The 15736-nt window shown below is 61.6% G+C and carries 13 protein-coding genes; 9 read left to right on the top strand and 4 right to left on the bottom strand.

Features of this window, described 5'->3' with window-relative positions:
• Positions 1-55 precede the first annotated feature (55 nt).
• A complete protein-coding gene (locus QCD75_RS09305; protein ID WP_301227876.1) occupies positions 56-796 on the top strand; it encodes a RusA family crossover junction endodeoxyribonuclease in 741 nt (246 codons plus the stop codon).
• A gap of 634 nt (positions 797-1430) precedes the next feature.
• Here the strand turns inward: QCD75_RS09305 and QCD75_RS09310 are convergent.
• The 3 genes from QCD75_RS09310 to QCD75_RS09320 all read right to left on the bottom strand — a co-directional run bounded on the left by QCD75_RS09310 (position 1431) and on the right by QCD75_RS09320 (position 4399).
• A complete protein-coding gene (locus QCD75_RS09310; RefSeq protein WP_301227878.1) occupies positions 1431-2048 on the bottom strand; it encodes a hypothetical protein in 618 nt (205 codons plus the stop codon).
• Positions 2049-2320: 272 nt separating this feature from the next.
• On the bottom strand, positions 2321-3076 hold the full coding sequence (locus QCD75_RS09315; RefSeq protein ID WP_301227880.1) for a hypothetical protein: 756 nt from the start codon (positions 3074-3076) through the stop codon (positions 2321-2323).
• A gap of 828 nt (positions 3077-3904) precedes the next feature.
• A complete protein-coding gene (locus QCD75_RS09320; protein ID WP_301227882.1) occupies positions 3905-4399 on the bottom strand; it encodes a hypothetical protein in 495 nt (164 codons plus the stop codon).
• Positions 4400-5065: 666 nt separating this feature from the next.
• On the opposite strand from QCD75_RS09320, the gene QCD75_RS09325 reads away from it, so the two are divergent.
• The 8 genes from QCD75_RS09325 to QCD75_RS09360 all read left to right on the top strand — a co-directional run bounded on the left by QCD75_RS09325 (position 5066) and on the right by QCD75_RS09360 (position 15094).
• A complete protein-coding gene (locus QCD75_RS09325; RefSeq protein WP_301227884.1) occupies positions 5066-5554 on the top strand; it encodes a hypothetical protein in 489 nt (162 codons plus the stop codon).
• 1109 nt (positions 5555-6663) lie between these two features.
• On the top strand, positions 6664-7719 hold the full coding sequence (locus QCD75_RS09330; protein ID WP_301227886.1) for a LacI family DNA-binding transcriptional regulator: 1056 nt from the start codon (positions 6664-6666) through the stop codon (positions 7717-7719).
• A gap of 123 nt (positions 7720-7842) precedes the next feature.
• Positions 7843-9162, top strand: a complete 1320-nt coding sequence (locus QCD75_RS09335) for an ABC transporter substrate-binding protein (RefSeq protein WP_301227888.1) — start codon at positions 7843-7845, stop codon at positions 9160-9162.
• A 94-nt stretch (positions 9163-9256) separates the two neighbouring features.
• Complete coding sequence (locus QCD75_RS09340) at positions 9257-10333, top strand: carbohydrate ABC transporter permease (RefSeq protein ID WP_301227890.1); 1077 nt, start codon at positions 9257-9259, stop codon at positions 10331-10333.
• Positions 10330-11250, top strand: a complete 921-nt coding sequence (locus tag QCD75_RS09345) for a carbohydrate ABC transporter permease (RefSeq protein WP_301227892.1) — start codon at positions 10330-10332, stop codon at positions 11248-11250. Before QCD75_RS09340 ends, QCD75_RS09345 begins: the two co-directional genes overlap by 4 nt.
• Positions 11247-12887 carry an alpha-amylase family glycosyl hydrolase gene (locus tag QCD75_RS09350; RefSeq protein WP_301227894.1) on the top strand — a complete coding sequence of 547 codons (1641 nt, stop codon included), beginning with the start codon at positions 11247-11249 and terminating at the stop codon, positions 12885-12887. Before QCD75_RS09345 ends, QCD75_RS09350 begins: the two co-directional genes overlap by 4 nt.
• Before the next feature lie 416 nt (positions 12888-13303).
• On the top strand, positions 13304-14032 hold the full coding sequence (locus tag QCD75_RS09355; RefSeq protein WP_301227896.1) for a hypothetical protein: 729 nt from the start codon (positions 13304-13306) through the stop codon (positions 14030-14032).
• Between the two features lie 438 nt (positions 14033-14470).
• Positions 14471-15094 carry a DUF4190 domain-containing protein gene (locus tag QCD75_RS09360; protein ID WP_301227898.1) on the top strand — a complete coding sequence of 208 codons (624 nt, stop codon included), beginning with the start codon at positions 14471-14473 and terminating at the stop codon, positions 15092-15094.
• Positions 15095-15458: 364 nt separating this feature from the next.
• Here the strand turns inward: QCD75_RS09360 and QCD75_RS09365 are convergent, their stop codons facing one another.
• On the bottom strand, positions 15459-15635 hold the full coding sequence (locus QCD75_RS09365) for a hypothetical protein (protein WP_301227900.1): 177 nt from the start codon (positions 15633-15635) through the stop codon (positions 15459-15461).
• Positions 15636-15736: the final 101 nt, after the last annotated feature.

Below are 15736 nucleotides of genomic sequence, written 5' to 3' on the forward strand. Positions count from 1 at the left end.
GGGGGTTTTGCCCCCCCCCCCCCCCCCCCCCACGTAGCGCCGACTGAGGACAGAATTGAGACGAACTACCACGGCGGAAGCCGCCCACTTCAGCGTTACCCAGATCATTGGCTTCGACTCGGCAGTCAGAATTGAAGCCACTGTTGATCCCGTTTCACTGCAAACAGATTCCGACCGGAAGAAGACCTTTCAGTCAGCTCTCGCCGCGGCTATAAAGAACAACACGGATCGCATCTTCACTGGTGATGTCAAAGCAGAAATAACTTGGTTCATCTCAGAAGAACGCCGCTACAACACCCACATCGTGGCGGACATCGACAACATCATCAAGCCGTTGTTCGACGCGGTGACCGGTCCCGGTGGGATCATGATCGATGACAATCAGGTCCAACAGATCGGGGCATCGTGGGACGACGCCGAGCCTGGCAAACTGAAGTTCACGATGGTAATAACAGCCCTTTTCCCGTCTGAGTTCATTCCGAGACACAACTTAGAATTTGTCGATCTTGGACGCCCCTATGGATGCATGCTCGTCCCCGACATGCCAGCGGAGATAAAGCTCATGCTAATAACGTCGGTGGCGGACGCGGTCCGCCGCCATCGGGCACTCTTAGCCATGGGGAGTGAACCCGGTGCAGCGAAAATGCACATGCCCATGCAGCGGTTCTATCCTTCTGCACGGCTGAAGGGCTTCGAAGTAAAGCCGCTTCCTGGAACAGTTGGTTCGTTACTGCCGGACTCGCAGACCGTCCCGGCATTGCTTCCGCTAGACAAGAATTTGGACGCAGATGCGTAACCAGGGCCGGCAGAGCTATCTGCAACAGCCAGACAAATGGCGGTAGGGCCGGGATCTGGCTGGCCCACCGAACTGGCCGAGATCCTCACTGTTCTAGCCCCTTTTGTATGCCTGGAACCACGACAGAAATAACTTCTCGGCAAGGTCATCGCCACAGATCACTTCACGCGTTGGGTTCTGGAAGGGCTGGGGCGTGACGTGGGCCGAAAAAGGGCAGATCGAGCGCCAAGCATCAGCCTCGAGTCTGGTGTGGCTGGTGGACACTTGTTCTAGCTCAGTGCGTAGTTACTCGTTCGGCGGCGACGATAACCGGGGGACTTCTCATGCACTGGCCGCTGGTGCAGCGGCGCGTCAGCACCACACCATAGGATTTTCGTAGCACATGTCGCGGGGTTGCTGCACTGGTTTTCACGGAACAGCTGTAGCGGTCCGCCTTCATGTTCTGAAGGCGGACTACCGCCTGATCGTGGGCCGAAACGTCATGGGCACGCCTGGAAACCCAACGAACCCCGAAAACGCTCCCTGACGGCCTACGACCACTGAACCCAATAGGACTGAATCATCCAGAGGAGATGCAGCTTGATGCACCGGGTGGATGGATTTTTAACATCCCTTCGATGAAGCTTCTTGGTTGCTACTTGTGTGAAAAAGTGACGCTATTTCCACCGAGTCCATCAATACGGACATTGAAGGTAGGTTTAGAAGCGTCGTTGAAATTCCAGCCAGTTCTCATAGTTGAGCTTTGTCCTGGCTGAAGTTTTGCATCCCAGTAGGCTTTCACCTTGTCATCCTGGACGGTACGGATGTCAGAGTCGCCATCCTTAGCACTGTTGGCGACTAACTCGACGTCACTACGTCCCAAAATGACCTTTTCGGACAAATTCTTGATGGAGATATCGAAGAAAAGGTTGTCGGCACCTTTCTCCTGTTTACCCCCAAGGGTCGTGGTAGCGAAGTGCGCGTCTTTCCCAGGCTTGAATTCTTGAGGTTCTTGCACCGTGATCTCGAGCAAAACCTGATCCCCACTACGGCGGGAGTCTTTATATATCGCTGTTTGCCCATAAAAGCATTTGCCGAAGTTCTCATCGATGTTGCAAATTGTGTCTTCAGCTTTGGCTTCTGGTTCAGCCACTCGTTGTTCGACTTCGACCTGGGTTTGACCAGGTGAAGATGCTGGAGATGCTGGAGATGCTGAAGATGCACATCCGGAAACGACTAGAATTAGAGCCAGAACTAGTGGGAGCTTCTTCATAAAGTGCAATTCTCCTACACGAGATGTCAGTTCAAGTTGTGTCTTCGGATTCTGGTTAGGAAATCCCGCCAATTGTAGCCTGTGATGTCTCAAGGCATCACAGGCTCAACACGCTCCTGTCACCGATGTCTTGAGAGATAACAGGCTTGACACTCTCCGCACGCAATTAACAGGCCCTTGCCCAAGTGGGCTGCGCCTGACTGATGACTGCGCAAGCGCCGTGCCCGCTTGCCTTCGGGGTAGTGGTCACGTAGGACATGCCACCGGCTCGACTACGATCTTCGAACGCCGGTGCCTGCCGGCTCGGTTGCATACCTGCACGCCGAACATTCGTCCCACTCCATTAGTTCACCGTCGGAGCCCCAATTGAGCGTGCCTGCGAATCTGTGCGACTGGCACAGCGGGCAGCGCAGGCCGCCATCCTTCACTGCGTTCACTCTCATGTACATGAACCCTTCTAAGGCATGGTTCACGGCATTCACTGCAAGCTCGGCGTCCCAAGCCACAGCAGTCGAGTCGTGTTGGAGGTGGACCACGAGGTCCCAAGTCTTTTCCCATATGGCACGCACGTAAGCCCGCTGCCGCCGCTTAGAAGTCATCTTTACCGCAAAGATTTGCAGCCAGTCCTTGATGTTCGCCAGTTGAGGCGGGTCCGAAATATCGGCTACCCAGTCATGCGCCGCTTGATCCTTGACCAAGGCAATCATTGCCTCGCGAAGCCGAACGCCTACGGCCTGATAGTCCTCTGCATCGTTGGCTTCTCCGAGCGCCTCCACAGCGACCGCGTACTTTCGCCAAGCCGTCTCGCTGACCGATCGCGGCTCGGTTTCGACGGTTACGCGATCGCGCTCCCAGAGCCGCATCGCCAAGCCCACATGGAAAGAGAACGCTTCGTCCGCCGTCCTGAACTGGTCCTGGCTGTAGAGGTTGGTCAGGTTGGTGATAACCCACCAACGGGACCGAGCGCAACGCACATCGAACGCTTCATAGGCCTGACTCAAAACGCGGTGGCGTTTGACGAGTTCCACGGACTCAACGTCTTCGTCCGACTCTAGTTCGACGTAGTGCCTGATTGCCCGTTCTTCCGCCGTCTCCACTCGTAACGAAGGCCTCCGTCTCGGCTCGTGACGGGCTGGATCGCCCCAGGCCATCAGACGGTCTCCTACGGCAGCCGCCAGCCGATGAAGGCGGTTGCTCCTAGCCATGTCGTCCCCAGATTCAGTCATAGACACCATCTAACCGCAGCGAGACGATCCGCTCAGCATGAAGGCCTCCGCTTCGGGCTCCTCGGCGCCGCTGCTGACCGAGCCCCGTCATCCGGTAGTCGGCCCGACAACGGGAGCTGCCGTGCGTTCCAGAGTCTTCCGGCGGACCGAACTGATAGCAGGCGGGCGCATGGGGCTCAAACCCAGACTGTCAGCCCTGGGCTCTTAGGTGTGACGACCTCAGGTATTCCGAGTTCTACCAAGTTCTAGGTGGTTCTACGGTTTTTCCTAGAACCAGCGTTCGCAAACCAACTGAAACGGCGGTTAGCTAAGGGCAGTTTTGCCCTACTGGCCCTATCGCTGCGGATCGACCCTCGGCGATAGGGCGGTAACAGGACGTGTGCAGTTAGTGATCAGGCGTCGGGAACCAGATGGTTGTTGCTTGGCTGGCCTCAGGTAACGGACCATCAGGCGCGGCGGCTCCCGAACCATATGATCCGGTCCACCGATACTCGCCCCCATTCGTGTGCCTCTGGGAATGACGATTCGTCAGCGCGGGCGATGACCTTTGTCTTTTGGGCCAACAAAAATATGTGAAGTTCTTACTCATGTCCGTCACTGTAAGGCCAAGGGTCAAGGGGCAGCTGGCACCTAGAGGTTACGACCTGACCAATTTCGGAAGCCGGGTCTGTTTTGATCCAGCTCCAAGTCGGCCCGGATGTCCTCTTTCATCATGTGCCTGAGAACTTTGGTGTCCTCGTGGATTTGGGCAACAGCAGCCTCCATTTCCGGATTCCAGATAACTACCTCGTCGGGATTAATGAGCTTTTTCGTTTCGTCGTAAATGTCTTCCGCAGCTTTACTTATGTCGGCCGGCCCAAGCAGCATGATAGCCGTTGGCCTTAGGTCACCGAGAAGTTTTTTCCTGCCCTTCAGCAACTTCGCAGGATCCGGTTCACGTTTTGCCAGATTGATCATCTCGCGCCGGGCGTCGAGAAATCGCACATATGCTTCTTGCTTGCGACCAAGAAGCCAGTGCCTGTTCTGAGTTTTCCGCTGGTCCGAAGCCACCCTCAAATTGAAGAGGCTCGTAACAAGTGCGGCGAAAACCGCCGCGAAGAGGGCAACGTCTTTGGGTTCTACCACAACGAAAAGCGTAACCGAAAAGCGAGCCCGCTTATGCCAGGCTGTCTTATCCCCAAACGTCACGGAAATGGTAGGGGGACCACCCCCAGCTCCGCCCAGCGTTCGCACCTCCGGCATAGCAACAAATATCCCCCGCGGGTTCAATCGATGAGCCCTTGCAAGGCCCTCAGGCCGGTATTGCCCTGCCGTGGCGCGGTACGGTCCTCTGGCGTATGCGAGTTAATAAGGCAGTTTTGAGGCCCTTTGAGGGGCCTTTCTGAGGTTAAAGGAAGTGATGTCTATAGCTGTGCCGAGAGGTTTGAAGGCTGCGGGTAAGAAGCTGTGGGAGGTTTCGGCGCGTGGTGCCCGTGGCGTGTATGGGGATCGCCGTGGTTAGGCGCAAGCCGAGGGAGCCCGGCTCTGTCCTTGGCGCGCCCGCTGCCCTTGCTGTTTTCGTGCCATTGGAATGGCTTGGAACTTCGGAGTATCAGCTTTGGGCGGCATGGGCCGGGGCACGGCGCTCGTGGGCTGAGGAGAACCTGCCCGACGGTATGGCCACTATAAGTGGCCCCCGGGATGATCGGCTACCTCGAGTTTTTCCGGGAGACGCGGGAAACTTACCGCCGGGCACTTGAACTGAAGTAGTGCAGAAAAGGGACTGTCCACGGCTGTAGCTAGACTCAGTCGGTGTACCTAGACGTAATTCAAGTAGAAGTAGTTGGCGGCGACCCCTGGTCTGCGCTCTGGCCTGCAATCGCAATCCTGATTTCGTTGGCCTCGGTTGGGCTGACATTCTGGTTCCGGTGGTCGGATAGTGCCAGAGTCGAAGTCAAAGTTGGCACGGCCCTAGTCGGGACGGACCCCGATGATTTCGTCATAGTGACAGCGACGAACAAGGGGCGGACAGGTACGACAGTCGTTGAATCGGTCGTGCTCGTGCCAAACACGGGGGGAGGAAAGATCACTCCTACTCTTTTCCAGCGGTGGGAGGATCCTTTGCCTTGGACGTTGGGGCCTGGGCAGTCAAAAACGCGGTATTTTCCTCAGCAGTGGGTGGCGAACGCTGCAAAGGATCACAATCTTGACCCCAAGGGGTTTCGTGCTGTGGTCACTACAGGACACGGAGACGTTGAATCTGAGTTGACGGACTGGCCGATTCAGCTTGTGGAGCAGTAAAAACCGCTGGCCCAAGCCCCCGCCGACCACAGGACCACAGGACCACCCAAGACTAGCCGAAGGGGAGAGGCGAAGTACGAAAGGTTCTCGCGCTTACGTGCCTACCCGCTGGGCCCTTGTAGTCTCAAGGCATGAAGACTCATAAGAATCAGGTCGCCCACTGCGAAACCTGCCAAGAGAATACGGATCACCGCGTGACGTACGTTGTGCAAACTCGCGCAGACGGAACAAAGCAGGAGAACTTCCTTGCCGCTATCTGCCTGAAGCACGAAGCATAGGAGGAGTAGCGCCGACCTCGTACGCCCCCCTGCCCGCTTGCGATTTGCAGGGTGCCGACAAAAAAAGGCCCTCACCAGCATCAACGCCGGTGAGGGCCTTTTTGTATGGTATTACTTGGCGGGGTATGCCCATCCCCAGCCAGCCTTCATGAAACCCTGCTTGTGGACAAGCACGCCGGTAGCTGTCGGTACATCGAGGATGATCTTCCCGGTGGCCTTTTCCCCGGGCCCAAGGCAGATGGGAATCGCTCCCCGTCTGTGAGGTACATTACGGAAGGGAAGCTCATCAGGTCGCCGTTGAATGTCGTCCCGTTATCGGCGATCGCCTTCCACGCATAGCCGGGCCGGGCTACATCACGGAATTGGGCAAATGTATTTTTGGCGGCGCCGCCATTGGAGTTGCGAGAGACAGAGGCCAAAAGTGCCCCGCTACCTCCGCGTTGATCTTCCCTCCGGCGCCCGCACCGAACGCAGCATTTGCATTTCCCTAGCGCGGGCAGGCACCGACTTTACAGCTGCAGATCGCCCCCGAACAACCACCCCATGCACACAGTCCTGACTGCAGCAGCAACTGCCGTCCCGCTAGCGGCTGCCACCGCTTCTCCGGCAAATCCCGCCGTCGTCGTCCTTTTCGCCGAAACCGGCATGCCGTCTGGAACGCAGCTGCGCGGAATACGCGCCAGGCTCACTCGTTTACGAAACGCAACGCGATCCCGCACGCACCCCCTAGTGTTGACCCTGCACCTAACGAAACCGTTTACGTAAACCGTTTTCCGAAACCGATTACGTAACGCGGGCAGACAACAAAGACACCCTCAGGGAGGAGGAACAGTGGTCACCATCCGCGATGTCGCCAAGCACGCCGGCGTCTCCCCGGCCACCGTCTCCCGGGTTGTCAACGGGCTCGTCGGCTACTCGGACGAGACCCGCGAACGGGTCGAAACCGCGGTCAAGAGCCTCAGTTACGAAACGGACTACCTTGCCCGGGGCCTGAAGACCCGGCAGACCTCCGTGATCGGGCTCCTCGCCCCCATGGTGTCGGACGCCCTGGCCTCCCAGGTCATGCAGGGTGTGGAGGAGGAGGCCCAGGAACGCGGCTACGCCGTGATGCTCGGCCGCACCGGCGCCAAATCCGCCTACATCGCCGGCTACCTACGAACCATGCGCACTTATCGGGCCGCCGGCGTCATTCTCATCTCCGCGGTGATTACGCCGGAGACCAGGCAGCTGCTGGGCCCCAACGTCCCCATCATCTCCGTCGCCATCAGCGACAAGTCGGGCTCCCCGAGTGTGGCCATCGACGACGAGCAGGCAGCCTACGACGCGACGCGTCACCTGTTGCGGCTCGGCCACCGCCGCATCGGCCTGCTGACCGGCGACCCGGCGTCGATCTACGTGGCCCAGCCCCGAAGGCGCGGCTACCTCCGCGCCATGACCGAAGCGAACTGCACTCCGGTGACGGCCACCGGCAGCTTCTTCTACGAAAGCGGCGCCCCCGGCGTCGGCGAGCTGCTGCAACAGGACCCCGGCATCACCGCGATCTTCGCGATGAGCGATGAGATGGGTGCCGCCGTCGTCAATGAACTGCAGCGCCGCGGGCTCCGGGTGCCGGAGGACGTGTCCGTCCTGGGCTTCGACAACACCTCCACTGCCTTGCACGTGAACCCGCCGCTGAGCACCATGGCCCAGCCCCTTGAGGAAATGGGCCGGATGGCCGTGAAAAAGCTGCTCCGCTCCCGCGACCTGGGGCCAAAAATCATGCCGCACCGGCTGATCGAGCGCGGCTCCACCGCCCCGCCCGGTTCAGCCCCGGCCGGCACCCCGGAGCGCGGCTCCACCGCCCCGCCCGGTTCAGCCCCGGCCGGCACCCCGGAACCCGCCAGCTAACCCCAACAGACCACCACTCCACCGGCGGCAGCCGGCACCCCCCCGTGCCACCAACCAGGCAGCCGCCGCAGTTCCGCATGCACCAAAACCACCCGCACCACCCCAGATAACAAGGAGCAACACATGAGGCAGCGCCGCCGCACCTGGCAGACTCTTCTCGCCACCACCGCCACCCTGACCGTCGCCGCCGTCGCCCTCACCGGCTGCGGCGGGACCGCCACGGAAGCGAAGAGCACCCCGAAGGCCGCCGCCGCGTCCTTCGAGGGCAAGGGCCCCATCAACTACGTCTCCAACCGGGACGCCTCGGGTGCCGCGAACAAGAGCATCGAGGAATGGAACGCCGCCCACCCGGAGGAGAAAGTCACGTTCATCGAACTGCCGGACTCCGCGGACCAGCAGCGCCAGCAGCTCATCCAGAACGCGCAGATCAAGTCCGACACCTTCAGCGTCCTGAACCTCGACGTCGTCTGGACCTCCGAGTTCGCCGCCAACAAGTGGATCCTGCCGCTGCCCGCGGACGCCGTCCCCACCGAGAAGATGATCCCCGCCACGGTCAACGCCGCGACCTACCGGGACTCCCTGGTCGGCGCCCCGTACTACACCGACGGCGCGCTGTTCTACTTCCGCTCGGACCTGCTGAAGGCCGCCGGCATCGCCGCCCCGCCGAAGACCTGGGACGAGATGAAGACCGCCTGCAAGGCCATCCTGGCCCTCCCCGAAGCCGCCGGCATGTCCTGCTACACCGGCCAGTTCGACAAGAACGAGGCCCTCACGGTCAACTTCTCCGAGGCCGTGGCCTCCGCCGGCGGCTCGATCGTCGACGCCGACGGCAAGCCCACCGTCAACACCCCCGAAGCCAAGGAGGGCCTGAACCTGCTGGTGAACGGCTTCAAGGACGGAATGTTCCCCTCCGACGCCATCACCTATCTCGAGGAGCAGGGCCGCCGCGCATTCCAGGACGGCAAGCTCGTCTTTATGCGCAACTGGCCCTTCCTGCATGCCTCCCTGAGCGCCACCGACGGATCCAGCAAGGTGGCCGGAAAGTTCGACATCACCTCCATCCCCGGCACGGACGGCCCCGGCGTTTCCACCCTCGGCGGCCGCAGCCTGGCCATCTCCCCGTTCACCCCGAACAAGGCCACCGCCCTGGAGTTCGTGAAGTTCTTCACCAGCGAGGAGCAGGCCCAGAAGCGCCTCGCGCTGTCCTCCCGCGCCCCGGTCTACGCCTCGCTGTTCGAGGATCCCGCCGTCGTTGCCAAGCGTCCGTTCTTCCCCACGCTGCTGACCTCGCTGAACAACGCCCAGCCGCGCCCCAAGGTGGTCCAGTACGGCGCCACCACCAAGGCGATCCAGGAAGAGGCCTACGCGGCCATCACCGGAGCCAAGGACACGGACACGGCCCTGAACGACATGCAGGCCAAGCTCACCGAGCTGACCAAGTAACCCGGCCGTAACCCCCGCAGTCCAGACCACACGCCTGGCCGGCCGGTCCACCCCGGCCGGCCAGGCACGCTGCAACTCCAGTTAGGTACCAAGCATGACGACGACGACCGCCCCGCCCGCCGGCGCGCAGACCGGCACGCCCCACGCCCCCGGGCCCCGCAAACGCGGCCACCGCTCCCCCGGTGAAGGCCGCATGGCCGCGATGCTGCTCTCCCCCACCCTCCTGGTGCTGGCCCTGGTGATCGTGTACCCGCTGCTCTCCGCGGTGCACCAGTCCCTGTTCCGCGCCGAATCCGGCCTGGACGCGGACGGCTTCGTCTCCGACGTGGAATCCTTCGTGGGCCTGGCCAACTATGCCGACCTGTTCGTAGGCGAATCCGGCCGGCGCTTCCTGAACGCCTTCGCCAACACCACCTTCTTCACCGTCACCACGGTGTTCCTCGAAACCGTCCTGGGCCTCTGCCTGGCCCTGGCCATGAACCGCGCCTTCCGCGGCCGGCCCTTCCTGCGCGCCAGCATCCTGGTCCCGTGGGCCGTGCCCACCGCAGTCTCCGGCCTACTGTGGCGCTGGATCTTCCAGTCCGACGGCATCGCCAACACCCTGCTCGGCAGCGAAATCCTCTGGACCGCCGAAGGCAACGCCTCCAAGCTCGCCGTCATCATCGCCGAAGTCTGGAAGACCGCCCCGTTCATCGGCCTGCTGGTCCTCGCCGGCATGCAGGTCATCCCCGGCGAAGTGTACGAAGCCGCCCGGATCGACGGCGCCGGCTGGTGGCGCCAGCTCGGCTCCATCACCCTCCCGCTGGTCAAGCCCACACTGTTGGTCGCCGTGCTGTTCCGCATGCTCGATGCCCTGCGCATGTTCGACCTGCCCTTCGTGCTGATCGGCCCCGGCAAGGAATCCGTGGAAACCCTCTCCATGCTGGCCTGGGACGAATCCAACCAGCTGCGCTACGGCTCCGCCTCCGCGTTCGCTGTGATGCTCTTCCTGTACGTCGCCGTCGTCGCGATCGTCTTCGCGAAGGTCCTCGGCGCCGATGTCACCGGCGCCAAGGAACTGAAGCTGCTGTCGAAGAAAACCGCCCGGAAGAACCGCCTTGCGGCAAACCAGACACAGGCGGCCGCTGACCTGTCGAACGCTGACCAGAAGAAGGCCGAGGCCACCCGATGACCATCTCCGACCTCCGCAATGCCGCGGCCGACTCCGGCGCCGGCTCCTCGAACGCCCCAGCCGGCGCGCCGCCGTCGAACCGGCCCAAAGCCAAGCGCACCTGGCGCTCCTACAGCGTCTACGCCGGCCTCGCCCTGATCTTCGCCTACTGCCTGGCCCCGTTCTACTGGATGCTGGTCTCCAGCCTCCGCCGCACCGCGGACATCTTCGACAACACCCTGCTGCCGGCCCCGTTCTCGCTGGAGAACTACGCCAAGGTCTTCGACGGCTCCACGATGTTCGGCCAGGCGCTGCTGAACTCCCTGATCGTCGCCGGCACCACCACCTCGTTCGCGCTGGTCCTGGGTGTGTTCGCCGCCTACGCGATCTCCCGGCTGAACTTCCGCTTCAAGTCGGTGATCCTCGGTGTCATCATCGCCACCTCGATGTTCCCAGGCATCTCCGTCGTCGTGCCGCTGCTGCGGCTCTTCACGGACATCGGCTGGATCAACACCTACCAGGCCATGATCGTGCCGAATCTGTCCTTCGCGATCCCGCTGGCGGTCTGGAACCTCACCACCTTCATGAAGGCCCTGCCGTTCGACCTCGAGGAGGCGGCCATGATCGACGGCTGCACCAAGTGGCAGGCGTTCCGCAGGGTGCTGCTGCCGCTCGCCGCGCCGGGCGTCTTCACCACCGCGATCCTGACGTTCATCCACAGCTGGAACGAGTTCATCATTGCCCTGTCGATGATCAACGACCCGAAGATCCAGACCGCCACGGTCGCGATCTCCAAGTTCACCGGTGCCACCGAATTCCAGGCGCCCTTCGGCGAGCAGATGGCCGCCGGCGTGATCGTCACCGTCCCGCTCGTAATCATGGTGCTGATTTTCCAGCGGCGGATCGTCGAGGGCCTCACCGCGGGCGCGAGCAAATGAGTCCTGTCGAATCCGGCACCGTCGAGGAAACCACGCTCACGCCGGACGTGCAGTGGTGGCAGTCCGCCGTGATCTACCAGGTCTATCCGCGCTCCTTCGCCGACGGCGACGGCGACGGCGTGGGCGACCTCGCCGGGCTGACCGCGCGGCTGCCGTACATCGCCTCGCTCGGTGTCGACGGGATCTGGATGACCCCGTTCCAGCCCTCCCCGCAGCTGGACCAGGGCTACGACGTGTCCGACTACTGCGGCGTGGACCCGCTGTTCGGCACCATGGAGCAGTTCGATGCGCTGCTGGAGCTGGCGCACTCACTCGGCCTGCGGATCCTGCTCGACGTCGTCCCCAACCACTGCTCCTCGGAGCACCCGCTGTTCCAGCAGGCCCTCGCGGCCGGCCCGGGCTCGCAAAAACGGGACATGTTCCACTTCGTTGAGGGCTCCGACGACGACGTCCCGCCGAACAACTGGCAGAGCGTCTTCGGCGGCCGGGCGTGGAGCCGTGCCAACCCGGAATCGTTGACCGACACGGACTGGTACCTGCACCTGTTCTCCGCCGGGCAGCCGGACTGGAACTGGCGCAATCCCGCCGTCGGCGACTACTTCGACGGCGTGCTGCGCTTCTGGTTCGACAAGGGCGTGGACGGGCTCCGGATCGACGTCGCACATGCCCTGTTCAAGGCCGAGGGCCTGCCCGACTCGCCCTCCGCCGGCGGGGTGGTGGACGGGCTGCGGTCCAACCCGCAGGTCTCGGACCAGGAGGAAGTCCACGAGGTCTACCGCCGCTGGCGCACCCTGGCCGAGAAGTACGAGCCGCACCGGCTGCTGGTGGGCGAGGTCAACCTGGAACCGGCCCGCGCCGCCCGCTACACCCGTGCGGACGAGATGCAGCAGGCCTTCGCGTTCGCATTTGTGAAACTCGGCTGGGATCCGGCCGCCTGGGCCGCCGCCGGGAACGAGCTCGAAGCTGCCCGCCGGCTCCACGGCGCCACTCCGACGTGGGCCCTGGAAAACCACGACATCGTCCGCTCCGTCACCCGCTTTGGCGGCGGCGAGCTCGGCGCCATGCGGGCCCGGGCCGCGCTAGTGGCGTTACTGGGGCTGCCCGGCCCGGCCTACCTGTACCAGGGCCAGGAGCTGGGCCTTCCCGAGGTCGACGTCCCGCTGGAGTGCCGGGTGGATCCGATGTGGGCCCGCGGAGGCGTCTGCCGCGACGGCGCCCGTGTTCCCTTGCCTTGGATCGCGGACGCGGCGCTGAACCACGGCTTTTCGCTGGCTGAACCGGCCATCGCGTTTCAGGCATCAGAACCGTGGCTTCCGCAGCCCGCGGACTGGGGCACCCACGCGATCGAACTCCAGCAGGAGGACCCGGAGTCCTCGCTGGCGCTGGTCACCAAGGCGCTGGAAATGCGCCGGCTGCTGTGGAAGAGCGAGGTCTTCGGCCCGAACGACGGCGGCTCCTGGCGCGTCGAGGCCGGGAACCTGCTGATCTGCGAACGGAGCGCCGACTTCTTCGTGGCCGTTGCCATGGGTACCGAACCGGTGAAACTCCCCGCGGGGACCGTTCTTCTCAGCGCCGCGCCGCTGGCCGAGGACGGCTGGCTGCAGCCGGACAACGCCGCATGGGTGCTGCGCCGCTAGCCCTCCCACACAGAAGGGCCGTCCACGTTCCATCGGGGGAAACCCGTCGCTGTATCACTCGTATCTCCTATCAGCGCTCAGAACGAGCCAAGAATTGGCGCAACAGGAACGTGGACGGCCCTTTCGCATGTGCTCTGGATACCAGCTGCGCAGGGAATCGGTGCCTTTCCGCGCGACTCGGTTGGAGGCGTGGGTAGCGCCCAGACCAGAGGAAGGTCCGACTTGCTGACACCATGCTCGGACGCGCATAGTCCGCTGTGGCCAGACCACGCATCTGAGCCGCTATGATCAGCTAACAGCCAGCGAGCGTTCAGGTATCGCTCAGCTATTCTGATGCTTTTGCTCAGAATTTCCTGACCCGGCCCAAGTCAATGAGCAGGGTGCGCATATGGCGTTTCGCAAGGAGATACAACCCCGTGAAGAACCCCTCATCGGATGATTCGTCCAAGCACGAATTTGTCCAACCAGTTGGACCGCCGGTGGCTAGCAGCAGCTCACACGTTGGTTTAGACCTGGAGCCAGACTCTGCAGCCGATGCGCAGCAGAACGACCAGCAGACGAGGGTCTGCCGCAAATGCAGTGTTCAGACCCAAACCGTCGGCGATTACTGCCCGAGTTGCGGAACGGCCTACGTTGCCAAACGACGTTTCGCGAAGGTGAACAAGCGCATTGCGCTCATAGTTGTTATCGTCCTCGTTGCCGTGATTGCCGGAATCGGAATCGCCCTAAATGTCCAACACACGAATCAGGTGAACGCCGAACAAGCAGCAGCGGCGGCAGCCACCGAAGCCCAGAACAGCCGAGAGGCCGAGGCCGCTCGAGCAGCGGCAGCCGCGACCGCAGCAAAACAAGCTGCCGATGCATCAAAGCGGACGCAGCGCAAAGTAATAGTCACGGCCTTGGAGGAGTCAATCCTCAAGGATGCTGAGTCCCGCGTCACCAAGGGAGTCCTCACAGGCCCAATCACCCGGGCTTCCTGCACGCCGCTGGGTGGAGGATCGTCAGACGACTTGACGGCCATCACGGGAACTTTCCAGTGCATCGCGGTCAATAAGACGGAGGCAGATAGTTCGTCCTCCGGCTACCGCTTTTCGGCAACTGTCAATTGGAACGAGGCTAGCTACTCCTGGCATCTGGGCAGCTGAGCAGTCAAAACTTCTCGGCAGCTGTAACGACGCCCCAATGCCTGCTCTAAAGCATCGAGCATTTGTTGCGGGCGCACACCCGTTTATGTCGTGATATTCTGCCTCAATTTGGTCACAAATATCGACTGCGGCAGTGGCTCAGGCCGGAGATTATCTTTAGTTTGAGGCCTCGACTGCTCGATCTGGGATTCATGATAATGCCCGCGAGTAGGCCGCCTGCCCGTACTTCATTTTATGTCATCGCCATGACATATGCTTCAGCGTGAACCACCGAACGATCACAATCGTTAACACGCGTATCATCAGCTGACTTATCAACGGCAACGGACTTCATCCGCTACTGCCGCCTCAAACGCGGTAAATTCAGCCAGTCGATGCGCGCCTTCCGCAGCGTCACTCCAGTGGTCTCAAACGAACTCGAACAAATAGGGGAAAATAATGTCCGAAATCAAGAATGAAACCGCACCTGCGGTCGTACCCGAACCGCGGGTTCAGAACGTGCAGCTCGTCGATGGAAAGCGCAAGAACGGCCTCGGCGTCGCGGCCCTGGTCGTGGGTATCGTTGCAGCGGTATTCAGTATTATTCCGCTGGTAGGCATGATCGCCTTCTTCCTGGGCCCGGTCGCCATCATCCTTGGCATCATCGCTTTCTTGCTCAAGAACCGGAAAAGGGGCATGGCAATCGCCGGAACCATTCTCGGCGTCGTCAGCCTCATCGTCGCCGGAATGATCACGGCCGCCATCGGCGCCGCCGCTAAGGCCGTGGACGAGAGCATCAATGCCGAGCACACGGTGGAATACGTCATCACCACGTCAGGTCCTGCCACGGTCTCTTACTGGACTGGCTCTGGCAGCTCGACCGAGAAGGTTACGGCTGACTGGAAGAAGTCCATCACGTCCAAAGACCTTAACATCACAAGCCTTTCCGTGATTGGTGACTTCAGCGAAGCCACGGCCGCTGTCAGCTGCGAAATCATTGTCGACGGCAAGAGCGCAGGAAAGAACATCGGAAATGGTGCAGGCGCTAACGCTTCCTGTTCAGGAAGCACCTGGACGAAATAAATCCAGTCACGCGGGATTTGGCTCCGCAGTCTAGAGGCTGTCCACGTTTCCAAGAGGAACGTGGGCAGCCTTTTCTGTGCCCGGCGGCGGTCTTGCCAGCCGCCGCCGGGCTTCGGTCGCCAACAATCACTGAGACAGGTCAGCCCGGAGCCTTGTCGTGTGGGGAAGATCAATCGGCTTTGGTTTGTAGGCATGTCCGCGCTGTTGGCGGATGTTCGGTCGAGCCCGGTTCGACACGCAGCCGAGATAGTAAGTAGATCAGGACGAAATTTGCGGGCGCGTCTCCGGGAAGTCCGGGATAGCCGTGCATCGGACAGGAATGACGCTTGGCAGGATCCGCCTCAGAAAAGCGGAACCTGGACGATCAAACGGGCATTTTTTGCGAAGTCTGGCCCAAGACGACAACTGGCCATCCAACGATTAGTAGGGCGGAGTCACTTGGTTCGTTTTCCTGACTGACCGACTTGCCGCCGGTCGAGACCGTTTCCATGGCTTTGATCGGCCCATCGGCGGCCGCCGATGGGCCGATCTTGTTAACCAAGCCCGGGACACCTTATGACGTCGGCAGAACTGTGTGACCGCACCCCTCTCAGCGTCGTCAGGCCATGTCGCCACCAAGTGCGGGACCTTGATATCAGGGCG

The sequence above is a fragment of the Arthrobacter sp. PsM3 genome, from assembly GCF_030433895.1.
In the GTDB taxonomy this organism is placed as follows: Bacteria; Actinomycetota; Actinomycetes; order Actinomycetales; family Micrococcaceae; genus Arthrobacter.